This window comes from Streptomyces sp. XM83C (assembly GCF_023072675.1).
In the GTDB taxonomy this organism is placed as follows: domain Bacteria; phylum Actinomycetota; class Actinomycetes; order Streptomycetales; family Streptomycetaceae; genus Streptomyces; species Streptomyces thermocoprophilus.
The window spans coordinates 1-20,007 of sequence record NZ_JALLGL010000100.1 but is presented as its reverse complement, the minus strand read 5'-3'; the positions used below and the strand labels follow the sequence as shown (position 1 = coordinate 20,007).

17 protein-coding genes and 1 tRNA gene are annotated in these 20,007 nt (G+C 74.2%); 10 read left to right on the top strand and 8 right to left on the bottom strand.

Annotation, left to right across the window (positions count from 1 at the left end; genetic code table 11):
- Window positions 1-35: 35 nt before the first annotated feature.
- From MTQ10_RS13910 to MTQ10_RS13900, 3 genes are all read right to left on the bottom strand, one after another.
- Complete coding sequence (locus MTQ10_RS13910) at window positions 36-1,502, bottom strand: glycoside hydrolase family 18 protein (protein WP_247466953.1); 1,467 nt, start codon at window positions 1,500-1,502, stop codon at window positions 36-38.
- Between the two features lie 133 nt (window positions 1,503-1,635).
- The gene (locus MTQ10_RS13905) at window positions 1,636-3,039 is read right to left on the bottom strand and encodes a sensor histidine kinase (protein ID WP_247466950.1); all 1,404 of its coding nucleotides are present in this window, start codon (window positions 3,037-3,039) and stop codon (window positions 1,636-1,638) included.
- Window positions 3,036-3,743, bottom strand: a complete 708-nt coding sequence (locus MTQ10_RS13900) for a response regulator transcription factor (RefSeq protein WP_247466947.1) — start codon at window positions 3,741-3,743, stop codon at window positions 3,036-3,038. The genes MTQ10_RS13905 and MTQ10_RS13900 overlap by 4 nt, the downstream gene beginning before the upstream one ends.
- Window positions 3,744-3,863: 120 nt before the next feature.
- On the opposite strand from MTQ10_RS13900, the gene MTQ10_RS13895 reads away from it, so the two are divergent.
- Window positions 3,864-4,412, top strand: coding sequence for a hypothetical protein (locus MTQ10_RS13895; RefSeq protein ID WP_247466944.1), 549 nt, complete (start codon window positions 3,864-3,866; stop codon window positions 4,410-4,412).
- A gap of 59 nt (window positions 4,413-4,471) precedes the next feature.
- Here the strand turns inward: MTQ10_RS13895 and MTQ10_RS13890 are convergent, their stop codons facing one another.
- Window positions 4,472-5,341 (bottom strand): spermidine synthase, encoded by an 870-nt coding sequence (locus MTQ10_RS13890; protein ID WP_247466941.1) that lies wholly within the window; start codon window positions 5,339-5,341, stop codon window positions 4,472-4,474.
- Window positions 5,342-5,410: 69 nt separating this feature from the next.
- Window positions 5,411-5,857, bottom strand: a complete 447-nt coding sequence (locus MTQ10_RS13885) for a hypothetical protein (protein WP_247466961.1) — start codon at window positions 5,855-5,857, stop codon at window positions 5,411-5,413.
- Window positions 5,858-6,140: 283 nt separating this feature from the next.
- Between MTQ10_RS13885 and MTQ10_RS13880 the strand changes: the two genes are divergently transcribed.
- Window positions 6,141-7,712, top strand: coding sequence for a tetratricopeptide repeat protein (locus tag MTQ10_RS13880; protein WP_247466939.1), 1,572 nt, complete (start codon window positions 6,141-6,143; stop codon window positions 7,710-7,712).
- A gap of 59 nt (window positions 7,713-7,771) precedes the next feature.
- On the opposite strand, the gene MTQ10_RS13875 is transcribed toward MTQ10_RS13880, so the two are convergent.
- On the bottom strand, window positions 7,772-8,368 hold the full coding sequence (locus MTQ10_RS13875) for a histidine phosphatase family protein (RefSeq protein WP_247466937.1): 597 nt from the start codon (window positions 8,366-8,368) through the stop codon (window positions 7,772-7,774).
- Window positions 8,369-8,610: 242 nt separating this feature from the next.
- Here MTQ10_RS13875 and MTQ10_RS13870 point away from each other — a divergent pair, with 242 nt between their 5' ends.
- From MTQ10_RS13870 to MTQ10_RS13840, 7 genes are all read left to right on the top strand, one after another.
- Complete coding sequence (locus MTQ10_RS13870) at window positions 8,611-9,576, top strand: phosphatase PAP2 family protein (RefSeq protein ID WP_247466934.1); 966 nt, start codon at window positions 8,611-8,613, stop codon at window positions 9,574-9,576.
- Window positions 9,518-10,681, top strand: a complete 1,164-nt coding sequence (locus tag MTQ10_RS13865; RefSeq protein WP_247466958.1) for a hypothetical protein — start codon at window positions 9,518-9,520, stop codon at window positions 10,679-10,681. Before MTQ10_RS13870 ends, MTQ10_RS13865 begins: the two co-directional genes overlap by 59 nt.
- A complete protein-coding gene (locus tag MTQ10_RS13860; protein WP_247466931.1) occupies window positions 10,672-12,261 on the top strand; it encodes a hypothetical protein in 1,590 nt (529 codons plus the stop codon). Before MTQ10_RS13865 ends, MTQ10_RS13860 begins: the two co-directional genes overlap by 10 nt.
- On the top strand, window positions 12,258-13,616 hold the full coding sequence (locus tag MTQ10_RS13855) for an AAA family ATPase (protein ID WP_247466929.1): 1,359 nt from the start codon (window positions 12,258-12,260) through the stop codon (window positions 13,614-13,616). The genes MTQ10_RS13860 and MTQ10_RS13855 overlap by 4 nt, the downstream gene beginning before the upstream one ends.
- Window positions 13,617-13,851: 235 nt before the next feature.
- On the top strand, window positions 13,852-14,223 hold the full coding sequence (locus MTQ10_RS13850) for a hypothetical protein (RefSeq protein ID WP_247466927.1): 372 nt from the start codon (window positions 13,852-13,854) through the stop codon (window positions 14,221-14,223).
- Window positions 14,224-14,326: 103 nt separating this feature from the next.
- On the top strand, window positions 14,327-14,992 hold the full coding sequence (locus MTQ10_RS13845) for a bifunctional DNA primase/polymerase (RefSeq protein ID WP_308404567.1): 666 nt from the start codon (window positions 14,327-14,329) through the stop codon (window positions 14,990-14,992).
- A tRNA-Lys gene (locus MTQ10_RS13840) sits at window positions 14,983-15,056 on the top strand. Before MTQ10_RS13845 ends, MTQ10_RS13840 begins: the two co-directional genes overlap by 10 nt.
- Before the next feature lie 65 nt (window positions 15,057-15,121).
- Here the strand turns inward: MTQ10_RS13840 and MTQ10_RS13835 are convergent.
- The gene (locus tag MTQ10_RS13835) at window positions 15,122-16,477 is read right to left on the bottom strand and encodes a M6 family metalloprotease domain-containing protein (RefSeq protein WP_247466924.1); all 1,356 of its coding nucleotides are present in this window, start codon (window positions 16,475-16,477) and stop codon (window positions 15,122-15,124) included.
- Window positions 16,478-16,836: 359 nt separating this feature from the next.
- Here MTQ10_RS13835 and MTQ10_RS13830 point away from each other — a divergent pair, with 359 nt between their 5' ends.
- Window positions 16,837-18,654, top strand: coding sequence for a putative bifunctional diguanylate cyclase/phosphodiesterase (locus tag MTQ10_RS13830; RefSeq protein ID WP_247466921.1), 1,818 nt, complete (start codon window positions 16,837-16,839; stop codon window positions 18,652-18,654).
- Between the two features lie 43 nt (window positions 18,655-18,697).
- Here the strand turns inward: MTQ10_RS13830 and MTQ10_RS13825 are convergent, their stop codons facing one another.
- On the bottom strand, window positions 18,698-19,804 hold the full coding sequence (locus MTQ10_RS13825; protein WP_247466918.1) for an LLM class flavin-dependent oxidoreductase: 1,107 nt from the start codon (window positions 19,802-19,804) through the stop codon (window positions 18,698-18,700).
- Window positions 19,805-20,007: the final 203 nt, after the last annotated feature.

Below are 20,007 nucleotides of genomic sequence, written 5' to 3'. Positions count from 1 at the left end.
GTGGGGGCGTGTCCCCCTGGGCGGGGTGGGCCGGATCAGCCGATGGCCGCGAACGCCTTCGCGAACGCGTTGGGCGCCTGGTCGATGGAGCTGCACGTGGCGTCGGCGGACGGCTTGGGCCCGCCGGGGCACGCCTTGTCGCGGGTGGCGGACCACATGGACAGCCAGCCGATGCCCTTGGACTTGGCGAAGGCGACGAGCTGGCTCGCGTCGTCGACCCTGAAGACCTCGGAGGCGACGTCGTTGACGCCGATCATCGGGGTGACGGCGACAGCCTTCCAGGCTGCGCTGTCGCTCAGCCCGAGGACGCTCTTGATCTGGGCCTGCGTGGCCGTGGCGGCCTGCTCGGCGTAGGTGCCCATGTCGCCGCTGTAGGCGGGGCCGTAGTCCATCGCCATGATGTTGACGGTGCTGATCTTCACGCCGTTCTGCTTGGCGTTCGCCAGCAGGTCGACGCCGTCCTGGGTGAGGCCCTCCGGCATCACCGGCAGGGTGAAGGAGACGTCCAGGCCGGGATGCTGCTGCTGGAGCTTGGCGATGGCCTGGGCGCGGCGGGTGTTGGCGGCGGCGTTCGGCAGCGCGCCGCCCTCGACGTCGAAGTCGACCTTGGTCAGCTTGAACGCGTCCACGGCCTTGCCGTACGCGGCCGCGAGGGCGTCCGCCGAGGAGCAGGACGTGGCCAGTTCGATGCCGGAGGCGCCGCCGAAGGAGACCCGGACGTCGCCGCCCTTGGCGCGCAGGGCGCCGATCTGCGCGGCGACCGCGTCGCCGGTGAGGTCGGTGACGCCGCCCCACTTGGGGGTGCAGCCGCCGCCGTCGGTGACGAAGGCGAGGTTGTAGTTCTTCACGCCGGTCGCGTCGGCGGCGGCGAGCAGGTCGAACGCCGGGTACAGGGAGGTGTCGACGTACGGCGCGAACCCGGCGGAGGCGGTGGTGCCGCCGCTCTGCGTGGGCGTCGGCGTGGGGGTGGCGGTGGCCGTGGGCGTGGCGGTCCTGGTCGGGGTGGCGGTCGGCTGAGTGGTCACCGTGGGGGTCGGCTGCTGGGTGGGCCGGCCGGTCGGCTCGGGGGTGGCGCCGCCGTCGGTGGAGCAGGACGCCCCGTCGATACGGCAGCCCGTCGGGTCGCCGGTGCCGTTGACGACGAAACCGACGGTGACGGACTCGCCGGGGGTGAGGCCGTCGGTGTCCCACTTCGGCGGCTTGACGGTGACGTGCTGCCCGCTGACGGAGGACTCGGCGTTCCACAGCGAGCCGAGCTTGCTGCCGGCCGGCAGGTCGAACTCCAGCGTCCAGTCCTTGCCCGTCTCGCCGGTGTTGTTGGTGACGACGTACTGGGCGGTGTAGCCGGTCTCCCAGCTGCTGGTCCTCGTGTACGCGGCGCCGACGCCGGCCGCCTGAGCGGTGCCGGTCAGCACGAGCGCGCCGCCGCCGACGACGGCCGCGGCGACCAGGCCTCCGATCGCCTTGTTCCTGCCACTGATCTTCCGCCGGTGCGTGCTCATGCGCATGCCTGCCTTCGCTGTTCACGGGGTGTCGCGGGGGGCGTCCCGGTGCCTGGGGCGCGGCAGCACGCTAGCGATCCGGAATCGGACAAACGTCCTGATCGGGGCGGCGGTCGGGGATCTTAGGGTGCGCTTAAGGATGCGATCGGGACCGGTTAAAGGACGGCAGCAGACGCCCGGATCTGCGGCGTCGTACTGCGCTGCGGCGGCCCTTGCCGGCCGGGCGGCGCCCGTCGCGCTGGAGCCAGACCCGCACCTCGGTGCCGCCCAGCACGGAGGAGCCGATGCGGACGTCGCCGCCGGTGGACTCGGCCAGCCGGCGCACGATGTCCAGGCCCAGCCCGGTCGACCCGTCGGTGCCGGAGCCCTTGCCGCGCGCCATGGCCGTCTCGGGGTCGGCGATGCCGGGGCCCGCGTCGGAGACCAGGACGATCACCGCGTCCTCGCCGCTGTGCACGTCGACCGCGAACGCGGTGCCCTCCGGGGTGTGCCGGAAGACGTTGCCGAGCAGCGCATCGAGGGCGGCGGCCAGGTCGGCGCGGGCCACGGGTGTCCGCACCGGCCGGTCGACGCCGGCGACGCGCCATTTGCGGCCCTCGTCCTCGGCGAGCGCCGACCAGAACTCCATGCGCCGGCGGACCACTTCGGCCACGTCGCAGCCGGCGCCGGGACCGGCCGCGGCGGTCTGCGGCTTGGCCTCGCGGGCGGTGCGGATGATGGTGTCGACCTCCCGTTCCAGTTGCTCGACGGCGGCTCTGGTCTGTTCGGCGGCCGGGGAGTCGCCGAGGGAGGCGGCGTTGAGCCGCAGCACGGTCAGCGGGGTGCGCAGCCGGTGCGACAGGTCGGCGGCCAGTTCCCGCTCGTTGGCGAGGAGTTGCACGACCTGGTCGGCCATCGAGTTGAACGCGACGGCGGCGAGCCGCAGTTCCTTGGGCCCCTCCTCGGGCACGCGGGCGCCGAGCTTGCCCTCGCCGAGTTCATGGGCGCCCTCGACGAGCCGCTGCGCGGGCTGCACCATCCGCACGCCGAGCCGGTCGGCGACGGCGACCGAGCCGACGACGAGCGCGGCGCCGACGGCGGCGAGCACCGCCCAGGCCGTGCCGACGCCGTTGGTGACCTCCGACTCGGGGACGAACACCTCGACGACGGCCATCGCGCCCGTGCTGAGCGCGACCGGCTGGAGCAGGGTGGAGCCGCCGGGCACCTCGGTGGTCGAGGCGCGGCCCAGCTTGCGCACGGTGGCGATGTCGGCGTCGGCGGCGCGCTGCCGGCCGAGGTCGACGGCGGGCCGGCCGTCACCGGCGGGTATGTGCACGGCCAGCCCGGCGTCGGACTCAGCGGAGGCGACGACCCGTTCGAGCTGCTCCCGGTCGGTGGTGATGGACAGGGCCGGGACCAGGGCGGCGGCCTCCCGTTCGGCGTTGGAGAACGCCCGGTCGCGGGCGAGTTCCTTGACGACGAGGCCGAGCGGGACGGCGAACGCTACCACGACCATCGCGGTGACCGCCAGGCAGACCCGGACCAGTGCCCATCTCATCGCGCCGGCTCCCCCTGAAGCGGCGGCTCCAGCTTCACGCCCACCCCGCGCAGGGTGTGCAGATAGCGGGGCCGCGCGGCGGTCTCGCCCAGCTTGCGGCGCAGCCACGACAGGTGCACGTCTATCGTCTGGTCGTCGCCGTACGACTGCTGCCACACCTCGGCGAGCAGTTCCCTGCGCGGTACGACGACGCCGGGCCGGGCCGCCAGGAAGGCGAGCAGGTCGAACTCACGCCGAGTCAGGTCCAGTCGTACGCCGTCCAGTTCGGCCTGGCGGCGCAGCGGGTCGACGGTGAGGCCGCCGACGCGCAGCACGGTCGACGGGGGTGTCTCCCCGGCGGAGGCGCGGGCCCGGCGCAGCACGGCCGCCATGCGCGCCGACAGGTGCTCCACCGAGAACGGTTTGGTGAGGTAGTCGTCCGCACCGGCGTTGAGCAGCCGCACGATCTCCGACTCGTCGTCCCGGGCGGTCGCGATGATCACGGGCACGTCGGTGATGCCGCGCAGCATCTTCAGCGCCTCGGAGCCGTCCAGGTCGGGCAGTCCGAGGTCCAGGATCACCACGTCGAAACGGATATGGGCGACCTCGCGCAGCGCCTCCAGCGCCGTGCCGACACTGCGCACCGTGTGGGCGGCGTCGGTCAGATGACGGATGAGCGCCGAGCGTACGAACTGGTCGTCCTCGACCACGAGCACACTTGCCATGCGCCGCACCGTACGCCATCCGGACTCCGGCCATCCCGGGCCTGTGGACAACTCCGCGGTTGTGGAGAAACCTTCGCCGGGGGCGACACCTGTGGGACGCGTGAGGCAGTATGGCCCGCGATGTACAGAGGAGTCGTCCACGTGCTGGCCTGGTCGCTCGCCACGGGCGCGGCGGTCACGCTGTCGTGGTGGGGTGTGCACACGGTGATGGCGGGCACGGCGTACGACCCGCCGCGTGCCCTGCCCATCACGGCGGCGGACGCGACCGAGCAGGGCTCGAAGCCCGTCGCCGCGTCGACGGCCCGGCCGCCCGCCCCGTCCCGCTCACCGTCTCCGCGGCCGTCCGCGACGAGCCCGGCGCCGTCTCCCGGCCGCGGCTCCGCCGACCCGTCCTCGACGCCCGCGACACCTCCCGCGAAGAGCGCGCCGCCCTCCCCCACGGCCTCCGGCCGCATCGCGGGGTACGACACGGCGGGCGGCCGGGTCGTGTTCGACATCCACGCCGCCGACGCCTCCCTGGTGTCCGCGACGCCCGGCTCCGGCTGGTCGATGCAGGTGTGGAAGACGGAGTCGTGGATCCGGGTGGAGTTCGTGTCGGGCGCGGACCGGGTGTCGGTGTTCTGCACCTGGCACGACGGGCCGCCTCGGGTGGAGATCGGCAACTACTGAGGGCCGTACCGGAGTCGGGGCGGGGGCGGCGCCGGCGGACGGACTTCGAGCGGCGGGTTTCAGCGGAACACGGACGCCGGAGGTGCCGGTGAGGCCACGGCCACCGCGTCCGTGACGGCTGTGGCGCCGCCGGTGAAGTCGACGAGGTCCTTGCCGTGCAGCAGCCTGCCGGGGTGCGGGTCGGAGGCGGCGCGCCGGGTCAGCTCGGCGACGGGCAGGGGGTGGTCGCAGGCGACGAGGACGGCGTTGCCGAACCGTTTGCCGCGCAGCACCGCCGGGTCGGCGATCACCGCGGCTTGGTCGAACCGCGCGGCGGCGGTGGCGATCTGGCCGCGCAGGTGGGCGAGCGGCGGACCGTCGGCGAGGTTGGCGGCGTACACGCCGCCGGGCTTCAGGGCGCGGCGGACCTCGTCGAGGAACTCCGTCGAGGTGAGGTGGGCCGGGGTGCGGGCGCCGCTGAACACGTCGGCGATGACCAGGTCGGCCCAGCCGTCCGGCACCTTGGCGAGGCCCTCACGGGCGTCGGCCGACCGGACCCGGATGCGCGCGCCGGGGTCCAGGGGGAGTTCGCGGCGGACCAGTTGGACGAGCGGGGCGTCGCGTTCGACGACCTGCTGGGTGGAGCGGGGCCGGGTCGCGGCGGTGTAGCGGGCGAGGGTGAAGGCGCCGCCGCCGAGATGCACGGCGTGCACGGGCCGGCCGGGCGGTGCGACGAGGTCGATGACATGGCCGAGGCGGCGCTGGTACTCGAAGGAGAGGTACGCCGGGTCGTCGAGGTCGACATGCGACTGGGGGGCGCCGTCGACCAGCAGGGTCCAGGCCCGCGGCCGGTCCCGGTCGGGAACCAGCTCGGCGAGCCCGCCGTCCACGCTCTCCACGACGGCCTCCGCGGCGCCCTGCCGCCGCCGGGGGTTCCTCGACCTGCCCATCCGGCCATTATGCGGAGCGGCGGGCCGCACCGCCCGCGCAGGGTGCCGGCGCCCGCCCGCGGCCGGTGCTCAGCGGCAGCTGTCCGCGGCCTCGATCAGCCGTGCCGCCTCGCCGAGCGCGGCCCGCAGCACCGCCGGATCGGTGGCAAGGCCGGCCTCGCCGGGCGGCAGCAGCCAGTCGGAGCCGTCCACCGGCGGCTCGGCCGGCAGGGCGAAGCCTCGCCCGTCGGTCTCCGTGCAGACGCTGCCCGGCACGTCCCAGGCGGCGGCCGTGCCCGGCGGGACGAGGAAACCGAGTGTGTCGCCGCCGTCGTGCAGGACGGGGCCGACCGGGCCGACCGCGTCGCAGGCGCCCCGGCGCAGGATGTCGACGGCTTCCAGGCCCTGCCGGGCGGGCACCGTCACCAGGTCGCACGCGGGGGGTGCGCCGTACTCCGGGCTCGGCGGGTGGACCGCCTGCGACGGTGACACACAAGGATCGATGCTCTGGCTCGTCTCCATGCCGGCCTCCACCACGGAACACCTCTGCATCACGGAACACCTCGGCCCGCGTCGTACGCGGTCCACAGAGTGCAACGCATCCGCGCGTCAACGGCTACGGCGGAAATGCGCCGCAAAGGATGGCAGTTCATGGCAGATCGCGGGTGAGATATCCGGTTTGTAGCTGAACTCCGCGTGGCGCCTCCGTCACAGCAGGTACGTTCTTGCCCGCCGGGACCAGGGGTGATCAGACCGACGAAACGGTCAACTCGCCTCACCGCCCGGCATGGTTCGACGGTTCGCACGAGAGGACCCGGCCATGGCGTCGTCGACGGTTCACGCATCCCAGGCGTCCCGGCCCGAGCGGCCGGCACAGCCCAACCTCGCCTTCCGCAGACTGCGCGGACGGCGCTCCCCGGCCGAGTTCGCCGCGCTGGTACGGCGGGCCGCGCTGGACATCGGTGAGCGGGTGAGCTGCGACGCGCGCTACATCGGGCGGGTCGAGGCGGGCGAGATCCGCTGCCCCAACTACGCCTATGAACGGGTGTTCCTGCACATGTTCCCCGGCCGCACGCTGACCGACCTGGGGTTCGCGCCGCGCTCGGCCGTACGGGGGCGCAGGACGCGGGCGGCCGGGACGGAGTCGTACGGCACCTCGGGGCCGTACGACACCCCGAGTGCGCCCGGCCCGTCCGGCCCGCACCGCCCGGGCGGTCCCCGGGGGGCGAGCCGTGCGTCCGAACCGTACGAGGCGTACGACGACCTGTCCCCGTCCGCCGCACTGTCCCCTGACGACCCGCAGGACCCGTACGACCGGGGGGAGCCGGACGGCCCGCAGGACCCGTACGACCCGCACCACGACAACGAGGAGAGCGACGTGCTGCGTCGCGCATTCATGACCGGCGGAGGCGCCACCGTGGCCGCCGCCGCGCTGGGCCCGCTCGGGCTGGCCGTCGACGCATCGGCGGCGGAACGTCCCGTCGGCCGCCCCGGCGCCACCGAGGCGAGCGCGCTCCAGGAAGCCGTCCGCAGAATCCGGCTGCTCGACGACCGGCACGGCGCGGACGGCCTGTACCGGCGCGCGGCCGGGCCGCTGCGCGCCGCGTACGCGCTGCTGGACGCCGGCGCGACCCGGCAGGCGACCGCCGACCGGTTGCACTCGGGCGCCGGTGAGCTGGCCATCTCGGTGGGCTGGCTGGCCCATGACTCCGGGCGGTTCGACGACGCCCGGTCCCACTACGCCGAGGCCCTCGCCACCGCACGGATGACCGGGGACGACGCGCTGGAGGCGCACGCCTTCTGCAACACCGCGTTCCTCGCGCGGGACGCCGGGCGCCCCCGCGAGGCGCTGCGCGCCGCGCAGGCCGCGCAGCGTGTCGCGCGACCGCTGGGGTCGCACCGGCTGATGTCGCTGCTGGCGCTGCGGGAGGCGGGGGGCTGGGCGGGGCTCGCCGACCGGGTCGCCTGCGAGCAGGCACTGGTCCGGGCGCAGGCACTGTACGCGCGCGGGGTGTCGGACACGGACCCCGAGTGGATGAGCTTCTACGGGGAGGCCGAGCTGGAGGGGCTGGAGGCGCAGTGCTGGTCGACGCTGGGTGACTGGGCGCGGGCGGCGGAGCACGCGGACCGGGCCGCGCGGACGCAGGATCCCCACTTCAAGCGGAACACCGCGCTGTACACGGCCGAGCTGGCGGACGACCTCGCGCGCGGGGGGCGGCCGGACGAGGCCGCGGCGGCGGGGATGCGGGTGCTGGACCTGCTGAGGGACGTGCAGTCCTCGCGGGTGCGGGGGATGCTGGCGGGGACGGCGCGGGTGCTGCTGCCGCATCGACGGGTTGCAGGGGTGGGCGACTTCCTGGACCGCCACGGAACGCTACGACGCGGCGCGTGACGCAGGTGGCTGCGGGCAGCCCCGGCCGCCGGCCCGTGGCTGCGCCGGCGCGCCGCCCGTCACGGCGCCAGGTGGCCCTGGTCGTTCCAGGACTCGATGGCCGGTTCGCCGTAGGCCCAGCTCAGGGTGGAGAGGGACGTCGGGTTGAGGCGGATGCAGGCGGCGAAGTCCAGCGGGCAGCCGAGCCAGCGCGCGGCGATGGACCGGAGGATGTGGCCGTGGGCGAAGACGAGGACGTCGCGGTCGGCGGAGCGCGCCCAGGCGACGACCTCGTCCGCGCGGGCGGTGACCTCCGCGAGGGTCTCGCCGCCGGGGACGCCGTCGCGCCAGATCAGCCAGCCGGGCCGCTCGGCCTGTATCTCGGCGGGCGTGAGGCCCTCGTACGCGCCGTAGTCCCACTCCATGAGGGTGTCCCAGGTGGTCGCCCGGTCCCCGAACCCGGCCAGCTCGCACGTCTCACGCGCGCGTGCCAGCGGGCTGGTGCGGACCTCGACGCCGGGCAGGCCGTCGAACGGGGCCCGGTGCAGCCGCTCGCCGAGCAGCTTCGCGCCCTGCCGGCCCTCCTCCAGGAGCGGCACGTCCGTCCTGCCGGTGTGCTTGCCGGACAGCGACCACGCTGTCTGTCCGTGCCGGGCCAGCAGGATGCGCGGTGCCATGAGCGGCCTTTCCGTGAAGAACGTGTGCGAGGCGGGCACGCCCGGGAGATCCGATCGGGTGAAGAGGAAATCCGCGGCGCGCCCCGTCCATCATCGCTCACCCTGATGGCGGGCAACCCGAGGGGCGATCCGTACGTCTCTCAGGGCCGGGGGCGCCGGGCGAGGGCGCCCCGCGAGCACGTAGAGTGGCACGCCCGCGCCCACCGGGAGCCGCAGGAACGAAGAAGGGGGAGGGCGATCGGATGCCGCACACCGATACACCGGGCATCGAGGCCCCGCGGACCCGGCTGCGCTGGTGGACGGAGCTGCCGCTGATCGTGCTGGTGTACGCCTGCTACTCGGCGGGCCGGCTCCTCGCGCGCGGTGATGTGTCCTCGGCCGTGGACCACGGTGTGGCGATCCTGCGGATCGAGAAGACGCTGCACCTGAACGCGGAGCATCCGCTGAACCGGCTGTTCACGCGGGAGCCGTGGCTCGGGGTGCCGGCGGACTTCTGGTACGCGTCGCTGCACTACCTGGTCACGCCCGCGCTGCTGGTGTGGCTGTTCCGGTCGCACGCGGTGCGCTACCGCGCGGAGCGCACCTGGCTGATGACCTCGACGTTCCTGGGGCTGATCGGTTTCACGCTGCTGCCCACCTGCCCGCCGCGGCTGCTGGAGCCGGCGTACGGCTTCGTCGACACGATGGCGCACTACAGCTCGTACGGCTGGTGGGGCGGCGAGGCGAGCGCGCCGCGCGGCATGGGCGGCATGACCAACCAGTACGCGGCCATGCCGAGCCTGCACGTCGGCTGGGCGCTGTGGTGCGGGGTGATGCTGTGGCGGTACGGCGGCACCTCGCGCACCATGCGCGCGGCGGCGGTGATCTACCCGCTGGTCACCACGGTCGTGGTGATGGCCACCGCGAACCACTACTTCCTCGACGCGGTCGCGGGCGCCGCCGTGATGGGCATCGGGCTGCTGCTGGCCCCGCTGGTGATGCGGGCCGCGGACCGGGTGCGGGCGCGGCTGGCTGTGCGTGTGCCGTTCCTCGTGGCGGGCTCCGGTGCCGTCGAGGCCCCGATTGTCAGTGGTGGATGCCAGACTTCGGCGGGTGAGCGAATTCCACGGCAGCGCGATGCGCGGCTCGACGAGCCCGGAGCCGAGCCGGGTGCCTCCCCCGCGGACAACGCCGCAGCGGGCGAAGGCGCTGCGGCACCGGCTCGCTGAGCTGCGCGGGCCGGACGTACCGGCCAAGGCACTGGACGCACGCGCCCTCGCGGCGCTCGCCGCGAACCCCGGATGCAGCAGGCGTGCCCTGCTGGACGGTGCCGGGGTGGACAAGACGCGGCTGGCGAGCGCGCTGGGCGCGCCGTCGGCGTTCGGCCAGTCCCAGTTCGCCCTGACCCGGGGCAACGCGTTCGAGGCGCGGGTGAAGGCGGACGGCGGGGCGGAGCTGCTGCGGCTGGTGCGGGAGAAGCTCGATCCGGGCGCGGAGCCGCCGGAGCGGACGTACGTCCCGGATCTGAGCGCGCAGGGCCCGGAGGGCCGTACGGCGCGGACGGCGCTGGCGCTGCGGGAGGCCGTGGAGGCGGGCGGCTGGACGCTGCTGGACCATCCGATGCTGGCGCTGGACGTGGCCGGGTCGCCGGCGTTCCTGGAGCCGGACGCGGTGGTGGTGCATCCGGACGGCCGCTGGACGGTCGTGGAGATCAAGTCGTTCCCGATGCTGGACGGGTCCGCGGACCCGGCGAAGGTCGGCGCGGCGGCCCGCCAGGCGGCGGTGTACGTGCTGGCGCTCGAGGAGGTCGCGGCCCGGCTGGACCCGGCGCCGGAGGTGCGGCAGCGGGTGCTGCTGGTGTGCCCGAAGGACTTCTCCAATCTTCCGGCGGCGTCCGCGGTCGATGTGCGCAAGCAGCGCGCGGTGACGGCCCGCCAGCTGGCCCGGCTCACGCGTGTCGAGGAGATCGCCGCCCGCCTGCCGGAGGACGTGTGTTTCTCCCCTGAGCTGCCGCAGGAGCGGCTGCTGGCCGCGGTGGAGGCGGTCCCGGCGACGTATGCGCCGGAGTGCCTGTCCGCGTGCGAGCTGGCCTTCCACTGCCGTGAGCGGTCCCGCACCGAGGGCGCGGTGACCTCGCTGGGCCGTGCGGTCCGTGCCGAGCTGGGCGGTCTGACGACCGTCGAGGACGTGCTGGCGGCGGCCCGCGGCGAGCGGGGCGACGCGGACGATCCGGCGGTGGCGGCGCTGCGCCGGGCGGCGGTCCTGCGCGCCGAGGCCCTCGCCGACGCGGCACACGCGCGTGCCGGGGACCCGCGGGAGGCCGCGTGTCGCTGATCACGACGCTCGCCCGGCTGGAGGCCGTCGCCGCGGGGCGGGCCCAGCCCGCCGCGACCGTGCTGCACCGGCATGTGTCGCGGCGCCCGCTGGTGCTGGTGCCGCTCACCACCGCCGGTGAGGCGGGCGCCCCGCTGGGCGCGCTCGTCGGCACCGACCGGGACGCGCCGCGGCTGCTCGTCGTACCGCAGCCGCGCGACCGGGAGCTGCGGTTCGCGTTCCTCGCCGACCTCGCCGGTCTCGTCCTGCCGTACATCGAGGAGTACGCGGACACGGTCGAGGCGGCGGAGCGCACGGAGACGGACCCGGAGACCGGCAAGCGGGTGAAGGTGGAGGTGGATCTGTGCGCGGACGCGCCGCAGCTGATCGTGCCGAGCCGGGCCGGTGTGGAGTTCGTGCGGCTGCTGGGCCGGTCGATGCGGTTCCGGCGTACGGCGGAGGAGGAGCCGGACACGCCGTATCCGGCGCCGCCCAGGGTGCCGCTGCTGGGCCGCTGGCTGACGCACTACGCGGAGCGGGCGCGGGTGCCGGGCTCGTCGCTGCTGCTGTCGGTGACGGAGCTGCTGTCGCGGCACTGGGCGACGGGCCAGTCCGGGCTGGAGGACCAGCATCTGGGGGCGCTGCTGGCGTGGATCGACCCGCCGGAGGGCGGCTCGGGCGCGAAGGCGGCGCGGGAGGCGGAGCTGGCACGGGACGGGGACGGGCAGCTGCTGTGCCCGCCGGCGGGCCCCGCGACCGACCCGGCGTTCGACAACAAGCTGCTCGCGCCGGCGATCGAGCGGTACGACCGTGCGCGCGGCGCGCTGGCCGCCGCGGAGGACGGTGTGGAGGCGGACGCCCGGCTGGGTGCGCTGACCCGCGCGGAGGAGGAGATCCGCGGGCTGGTCGCGCGGGTGACACTGCCGACGTGGGACCGGGTGTGGCGGGGCCTGGACCTGCTGCGGGAGCTGCCCGAGGGTGCGCATGTCGAGGAGCGGTGGACGCGGGACCGCTGGTCGTTCACCATGCACCGGGACCGGGTGCGGGCGGGCGAGCCGCCGCAGCCGCGCCGGGACGACGCGGTGACCGCCGCGACCAAGCTGGCGAGCCGGGAGCGGGAGCAGGCCCGGCTGGACGCCCAGGAGGCGCTGGACGATCCGCTGGTGATGGCGGGGCGGCGGCTGGCCGGGGAGGCGTTCACCGGCGAGGTCACGGATGTGGTGATGGCGTACAGCGAGGGCAAGCGGCCCAGCCCGCGCCCGCTGGTGACGGTCCGCACGGACGACCGGCCGCATCTCGGTGAGCGGGTGAAGGTGTACCGCTCGCTGGGTGGCCGCCCGCAGTCCGCGGAGTTCGTCGGGTACGAGGACGACGGCCATGTGGTGCTGCGGATCCTCGACAAGATGGGCCGTGGCAAGGAGCCGGAGGAGGGCTCGGTGCCCGTCAAGGGCGACCGGGTGTGTTTCACGCTGTTCGAGCACGAGCAGCGCGGTGGGGCGAAGCTGCCCGACCCGGAGGACACGCCGTGGACGCACGGCGGGCCGCCCGGTGAGCCGGTGGCGGAGCCCGCCGATCCGCTGACCGAGGAGGATGTGCTGTGACCGGGCCCCAGGCGCCCGCCGCCCAGGCCGTGTTCGATCCGGGTGCGGCGGCGGCGCGGGCCACCGACGCGATCCTGCGGGACACGCTGCACGGGCCGGCCCGCGGTGTGGTGGTGGACTCCCCGCCGGGTGCCGGCAAGTCGACGCTGGTGGTGCGGGCGGCGCTGGAGCTGGCGGAGGCGGGCCGCCCGCTGATGGTGGTCGCGCAGACGAACGCGCAGGTCGACGATCTGGTGCTGCGGCTCGCGGAGAAGAACCCGGAGCTGCCGGTGGGCCGGCTGCACAGCAGTGACGCCGACCCGTACGACAAGGCGCTGGATCTGCTGCCGCAGGTGCGGACGTCGGCGAAGGCGGGTGATCTCGCGGGGCTGCCGGTGGTGCTGTCGACGGCGGCGAAGTGGGCGCATGTGAAGACCGACGAGCCGTGGCGGCACGCGATCGTCGACGAGGCGTACCAGATGCGCTCGGACAGTCTGCTCGCGGTGGCCGGGCTGTTCGAGCGGGCGCTGTTCGTGGGCGACCCGGGGCAGCTGGACCCGTTCTCGATCGTCGGCAGCGAGCAGTGGGCGGGCCTGTCGTACGACCCTTCGGCGTCGGCGGTGACGACGCTGCTCGCGCACAACCCGGAGCTTCCGCAGCACCGCCTGCCGGTGTCATGGCGGCTCCCGGCGTCGGCGGCGCCGCTGGTGTCGGACGCGTTCTACCCGTACACGAAGTTCCGCAGCGGCACCGGGCACGGCGACCGGCGGCTGTCGTTCGCGGTGCCGTCGGAGGGGTCGGGCCCCGACCGGGTGATCGACGAGGCGGCCCTGTCGGGCTGGGGCCTGCTGGAGCTGCCCCGGCGGCACACCCCGCGCACGGACCCGGAGGCGGTGCGCGCGGTGGCGACGGTCGTACGGCGGCTGCTGGACCGGGGCGGCGCGGCGACGTCGGAGCGGTCACCGGACCCGGTCCCGCTGACCGCCGACCGGATCGCCGTCGGCACCGCGCACCGCGACCAGGCGGCGGCGGTGCGGGCGGCGCTCGCGGAGCTGGGCGTCACCGGGGTGACGGTGGACACGGCGAACCGGCTACAGGGCCGGGAGTACGACGTGACGGTGGTGCTGCACCCGCTGTCGGGCCGCCCCGACGCGACGGCGTTCCACCTGGAGACGGGCCGCCTGTGCGTGCTGGCGTCCCGGCACCGGCACGCGTGCATCGTGGTGTGCCGGGCGGGCGTGGACGAACTGCTGGACGACTACCCGTCGACGGAACCGGTCCAGCTCGGCACGGTCGTGAAGTTCCCGGACGGCTGGGAGGCCAATCACGCGGTCCTCGCCCATCTGGCGGAACACAAGGTGGCGTGGCGGCCGTGACCCGGGGCGGCACCCACCTCATGCGAACGCGGGTGCGACGGGTGGGGCGGGAACATCCGGGCGCCCGCTCGGCTTGAGGGTTCCGGCACCCCGACCTGCCGCTCCCCGTCCGGGGCCGTCCGGCCCGAGGCCCTCTTGCGGGGGCGCGGGACAATGGAAGGCGGTGCCCGTGGGGGCCGTGCACACGGTGCGGGCTCCACGAGGACCCGACGACCCCGTACGAGGAGGACACGACATGGCGGAGCCCACGCCGCGTCGCAACGAACCGCGGCTACGCCCCGCGCATCTGGTCTTCGAGCCCGCCGAGGCGGCCACCGACCCCGAGCACTTCTTCGACCTGGAGTCGATCGAGGACCCGCGGACCCTGCTGGCGCGGGCGACGGAGCTGACGCAGGCGTTCCGCGCCGCCACCGACCGGGCGATGGAGTTCCAGGCCATAGCCGCGGCGCAGCTCGCCGACCCGAGCCGTTTCGACCGGCTGACGACGGCGGACATCGCCGAGCGGGCCGCGTGGACCGAGGACTACGCGCAGAAGATGGTGGAGTTCGGCCGCGACCTGCTCAGAAGCGGCGAGGGCGCGGCGGCGGGGTTCGTCGACCCGGTCTGACCCGCACCGCGCGCCGGTCCGGCCGCACCGCGTTCCGGTACGACATCCCACCGCGACCCGGTACGACGCCCACGGCGTTCCGGCCCGGCACCCACCGCATGACATATGCCAGCCGGGCAAGATACCCCTTCCCTCCCCCGACTGTCCCGGTTTCCGGCAACTCTCGGGGACTGAGCGTGCACGCCGGGTAGATGTGGACGACATGAGCAGCAGCCCCTGTCAGATCACGCACGACGGCGCCACCTGGCTCGCCTCCGCAGGAACGTACCCGCGCAGCACGCTCGCCCTGTGGGAGGAGCGTCCGGACGCACCGGTGGTCCTGCCGTGCGGTTCCGCGTTCGACGTGGTGAGCGCGCCCGCGCTGTTCGGGCGCCGCATGCTGGACCGGCTGTGGGAGGAGGGCCCCGGCTCGGGCCCGGTCGCGGTGTTCCGCGGGCGGATGCTGATGTTCGCCGCGCCCGGCACGGCCCAGCGGCTGCCGTGGCTGCTGGAGTGGGAGGAGTGGGGCGGCGGCCGTACGGCGGGCGTCCCGCCGCTGCTGTGCCACGGCACCGGCGACGCGGTGACGGTACCGGCGCCCGCCCCGGGCGGTACGGAGAGCGCGGCGAGCCGCTGGCTGGTGGCGCCGGACACCCGGCACCCGTGGCTGCCCGGCCCGGAGGTCCTGCTGTGGGCGGCGGTGCGGGCGGCCCGCGCCGCCGTGCGGATATCGATTTCGCACCCCGCCGACCAGGATGCTAAGGTCTACGACGTCAGCAGGCGCCGCTAGCTCAGTTGGTTAGAGCAGCTGACTCTTAATCAGCGGGTCCGGGGTTCGAGTCCCTGGCGGCGCACGACAGTCGAAAGGCCTCTCGCACAGCGAGAGGCCTTTCGTCATGGGCCTGAGGCAGGAAGTGGATCAGCGGCGCGCCGCGACCGTCGCCTTCCCTGCCGCGTGGGGCGTGATCCGCACCGTCCACGCCCCCGTCGTCGTACGGCCCTGCACCTCCACCCGGACGCCGTCCCCCGGCACCGTGAAGCTCTCCCCGAGCGAGATCGGCGCGTCGGCGAGCGGCGCGTAGACCGAGCCCTCCCAGCAGGCCTCACCGCGCGGGTGGGCGTCGACCACCTCGATGGGGCCGCGCCCCGATTCGGTCGTGCTGCGCACCCGGTAGGCGAGGATGCCGCTGTGGCAGACACCGTGGTCGACGCCGACGGGCCCGCGTGCCTCCAGCGCGAGGACGCTGTCGGGGCCGGTGCGGACCAGGGCGAGCTTGGTGCCGTGGCCGAGGCCGAAGGCGGGCGCGCCCGCGGCGCCGATGACGGGGACGCCGGGGCCGGCACCGAGGGGTTCCAGGGTGACGCGGGCCGGGCCGGGCCCCCGTACGCACACCACCTGGCGCGGCTCCAGCCAGCCCAGCTTCCACTTGTGCCAGCCGAACAGATCAGGCGCCAGACCGAACTGGCTGCCCATCAGATCCCAGTCGCCGACATACGTGTCCCAGTCGCCCTTGCCGTCGGCGGGCCGGTGGTAGAGGTCGGGCAGGTCGAAGACATGCCCCGTCTCATGGGCGAGGACCAGCCGGTCCGGCGGATGCTGCTCGAACACGGTGACGACCCGGCGCAGGGCGGTGCCGTCCACATGGACCGGGCGCTCCAAATTGACGACCTTCGTGGCGTCGGAGTCGACGCCGGGGGCGTCGGGGTCGGCGACCAGATAGACGACGTCGTAGCGGGAGAAGTCGACGTGCGGGTCGGCGGCGGCGAGCGCGTCCCGCAGATAGGCGGCGCGGTCGGCGGGGGCCCAGTCCCGCTGTATCGCGTACGCGGTGGACGGGCGCGGCATCCGGATCCACTGCCGCATCGGGTGCGGGCGCAGGGTGAACTTGCCGTAGGAGGCGCGGGCGAAGAAGTCGCTGGTCGCGGGGAAATGGTCGGCGGCGAGCGCGGCCGGGGTGGTGACGGGTGCGGAGTCGGGGAACGACAGGAACACCATGACCGCGTCGAGGGTGCGGGTGGGACGCGGGTAGGCGGCGTTCCAGGTGTCGACGCCCTCGGAGTGGTGGGCGTCGGTGCGTTTGAGCGTGCACGGCTCGGTGGTGAAGGGCTCCGCCACGGACGGGCCGCTCATCAGGGTGGTCGCGGCCACCGCCGACATGGTGGTGAACACGGCGGCGGTGCTGCGCAGTCGGGGCCGCAGCAGCGACACGCCCAGTCCTCGGCTGCGCGCGGCGGCCGCACGGGCGAGTCCCTTGAGGCGGAGCTGACGCGGCAACGGGACCTCCGGATGCGGTGGGGGTGCCCCCGTGCCGGCATGGCCGTGGGGGGAGGAACACCGCACCCAGCTTGTCCGGGATTATTGCCGTATTGCCTGTTTATCTGATCCAGAAGTGTGAGGCAGCCGACGACAGGGCAGAACAGGACGACACTCCCGGACTGCTCACGGAACGTCACAAGCGGTCGGGGGGTGGAAGAACGCGCCCAGGCGTGGGCAGAAACGATCTGCCGGGAGGACCGGCCGGAGCCCGGAGCGCCCCGAACCGCGGACAACGGCTGCGGGGGAACGGCACCAGCCTCTATGATCGGCACACTTTCCTGCACGGACAACGATCGAGTGCACTGCGGGAGCGAGCGGTGAACGGAACGTCCGAAGGGCCGACGCCCGCGACCGATCTTGACCGATCGGTGATCACGGAGAGTGACATCTCCGCCCCTGCCCGTGCCGACGACGCCTACCGCTCCGCGTTCGCCGCCGCGCCGCTCGCCATGGCCGTCGTCGACCGCGACGGCCTCGTCGTCCACGCCAACGCCACCCTCGGCGACCTCCTCGGCACCCCGCCCGCGCAGCTCATCGGCCGCGTCGCCGCCGACCTCGTGGACCTCGCCTCCGACGCCCGCACCTGGCACTCGTACCGCGAGGTGCTGCGCGGCCGGCAGGCCCGCCTGAGCTGCACACGCCGGCTGAAGCATCCCGACGGCCCCGCGGTGTGGGTGCAGGTGACCGTGTCTCCGCTGGCCGACGGCGAACCCGGCGTGCTGCTCGCCGTCACCGACATCAGCGCCCGCCGCCAGCTCCAGGCACGGCTGAGGCACCTCCAGATGCACGACCCGGTCACCAAACTGCCCAACCGCACACTGTTCTTCGAGCGGCTGACCGCCGCACTGGAGGCCGAGTCGTACGAACTGGGCGGCACCGGCCGGGTCGGCCTGTGCTACCTGGACCTCGACGGCTTCAAGGCGATCAACGACACCCTCGGCCACCGCGAGGGCGACCGGCTGCTGGTGGAGGTCGCCGAACGGCTCACGCGCTGCGCCGACACCGCCGCTCACGGGCGGGCCGGCGCACCGCTCGTCGCACGGCTCGGCGGCGACGAGTTCGCCCTGCTGGTGGAGGACTCCACCGGCACCGACCAGCTCGCAGAACTCGCCGAGTCGGTCCTGACGGCTCTTCAGGCGCCCTACGACCTGGCGGGGCAGCGGCTGTCCTTGTCGGCGTCGATCGGTGTCGTCGAACGCCATGCCGCCGGCACCACGGCGACGGGCCTGATGCAGGCCGCCGACACCACGCTGTACTGGGCGAAGGCCGACGGCAAGAACCGCTGGACGCTGTTCGACCCGGAGCGCAACGCCCATCTGATGACCCGTCAGGCCCTTGCCTCCACCCTGCGCCCCGCCATCGAGCGGGGCGAGTTCGTCCTCGACTACCAGCCGCTCGTCGGCATGTCCGACGGCCGACTGCGCGGTGTGGAGGCCCTGGTGCGCTGGGACCACCCGCGTTTCGGCCTGCTGCCGCCGAATCGGTTCATCGCACTGGCCGAGGAGGACGGCTCGATCGTGCAGCTCGGCCGGTGGATTCTGCGCTCCGCCTGCCGACAGGCCCGCCGCTGGCAGCTCACCCACCCCGACGAGCCGCCGATCTTCGTCAGCGTCAATGTGGCCGTACGGCAGGTGTGGGACTCCGACCTGGTCGCGGACGTACGGCAGACCCTCGCCGAGACCGGCCTCGCACCCCATCTGCTCCAGCTGGAACTGACCGAGTCGGCGGTGATGGGCTCCGGAGGCCGCCCGCTGCGGGCGCTCCAGGCCCTCAGCGACATGGGCGTGCACATCGCCATCGACGACTTCGGCACCGGCTACTCCAACCTGGCCTACCTCAGCCGGCTCCCCGTCGACGTGCTGAAACTGGACGGTTCCTTCGTGCGCGGCTTCCAGCACGAGGGCGCGGACGCACCGCCCAGCCCCGCCGACGAGGTGATCGTCGAGGCGATGATCCAGCTCGCCCACCGGCTGGGCCTGACCGTCACCGCCGAGTGCGTGGAGACGTCCGCGCAGGCCGACCGGCTGCGCGGCATCGGCTGCGACACCGGCCAGGGCTGGCTGTACTCCCGGCCGGTGTCACCGGACCGCATCTCCGAACTGCTCGGCGCGGGCGCCTGCGCGACGGGCGGCTGACCGCCCCGGCCCTCCCCCGTCGGCTCCTGCCGGGCCCGCGGCGTCAGACCCGCGCGGGCAAGCCGTACGCGTCGGCGATCAGCTCGTACGACCGCACCCGCACCTCGCCGCTGTGGGCGTTGCCGGTGAGCATCAGCTCATCGGCGCCGGTGCGCTTTTGCAGGTCGTCCAGGCCGGTACGGACCTCGTCGGCGGTGCCGTGGATCACGTTGGCGTTCCAGGACCGCACGAACTCCTCCTCCATCGGGCTGAACTCGTACGCCTCCGCCTCCTCCGGCGTCGGCACCAGACCGGGCCGCCCCATGCGCAGCCGGACCATGTTCAGCGCCGCCGCCCGCACCTGCCGCCGTGCCTCGCGCTCCTCGTCGGCGGCGAGGGCGGCGACACCGATCAGCGCGTACGGCGCGTCCAGCACCTCGGACGGCCGGAACGACCGGCGGTACAGGTCCAGCGCGGGGATGGTGTTCTGCGCGGAGAAGTGGTGAGCGAACGCGAACGGCAGCCCCAGCATGCCCGCGAGCCGCGCACTGAACCCGGAGGAGCCGAGCAGCCAGATCGGTGGCCGGTGCGGGGACTGCACCCCGCCCGGCGAGGTCGCCTGCACCGGGCCCGGAACGGCGTGGATACGGCGGTAGGGGTGGCCGTCGGGGAAGTCGTCGTCGAGGAACCGGGTCAGCTCGGCGAGCTGCTGCGGGAAGTCGTCGGCGCCCTCGTTCAGCCGGTCGGTGCGGCGCAGCGCGGCGGCGGTGGCGCCGTCCGTGCCGGGCGCCCGCCCGAGGCCCAGGTCGACGCGGCCCGGCGCCAGCGCCTCCAGCGTGCCGAACTGCTCGGCGATGACGAGCGGCGCGTGGTTGGGCAACATCACGCCGCCGGAGCCGAGCCGGATGCGGTCGGTGTGCGCGGCGAGGTGGGCGAGGATCACGGCCGGCGAGGAGGAGGCGACACCGGGCATGGAGTGGTGCTCGGCGACCCAGTACCGGTGGAAACCGCGGGACTCGGTCAGCCGGGCCAGCTCGACGCTGGTGCGCAGCGCGTCGGAGGCGGTGCGGCCCGCCCCCACGGTGACCAGGTCCAGCACGGAGAGGGGCACGGGCGCGCTGCCCCGCAGGGTTCCCCGGATCTCGTCACCGTCGGAATCGGTCGCGGCCACGGGCGTGCCTCCTGCGTGTGCGGTAGTACGGCAAGGATGTCGTCCCGGGCCAACAGGAGAGAGTCTCCGCTTATTCCGGGGCGGCCAGGCGCGGCCCGGAGCAGAACCCGGCGCGGCCCGGGACAAGGCCCGCAACGGCCCGAAGCGGGGCTTCGCGCCCGCGCGATACAGAGCCCCCGCCCGTCCCCTACGCCTGCACGACC

Bases quoted from the DNA above. Each gene is read 5' to 3' on its own strand.
- MTQ10_RS13910 (WP_247466953.1), bottom strand. From the start codon at position 1,502: ATGAGCACGCACCGGCGGAAGATCAGTGGCAGGAACAAGGCGATCGGA.
- MTQ10_RS13905 (WP_247466950.1), bottom strand. From the start codon at position 3,039: ATGAGATGGGCACTGGTCCGGGTCTGCCTGGCGGTCACCGCGATGGTC.
- MTQ10_RS13900 (WP_247466947.1), bottom strand. From the start codon at position 3,743: ATGGCAAGTGTGCTCGTGGTCGAGGACGACCAGTTCGTACGCTCGGCG.
- MTQ10_RS13895 (WP_247466944.1), top strand. From the start codon at position 3,864: ATGTACAGAGGAGTCGTCCACGTGCTGGCCTGGTCGCTCGCCACGGGC.
- MTQ10_RS13890 (WP_247466941.1), bottom strand. From the start codon at position 5,341: ATGGGCAGGTCGAGGAACCCCCGGCGGCGGCAGGGCGCCGCGGAGGCC.
- MTQ10_RS13880 (WP_247466939.1), top strand. From the start codon at position 6,141: ATGGCGTCGTCGACGGTTCACGCATCCCAGGCGTCCCGGCCCGAGCGG.
- MTQ10_RS13875 (WP_247466937.1), bottom strand. From the start codon at position 8,368: ATGGCACCGCGCATCCTGCTGGCCCGGCACGGACAGACAGCGTGGTCG.
- MTQ10_RS13870 (WP_247466934.1), top strand. From the start codon at position 8,611: ATGCCGCACACCGATACACCGGGCATCGAGGCCCCGCGGACCCGGCTG.
- MTQ10_RS13850 (WP_247466927.1), top strand. From the start codon at position 13,852: ATGGCGGAGCCCACGCCGCGTCGCAACGAACCGCGGCTACGCCCCGCG.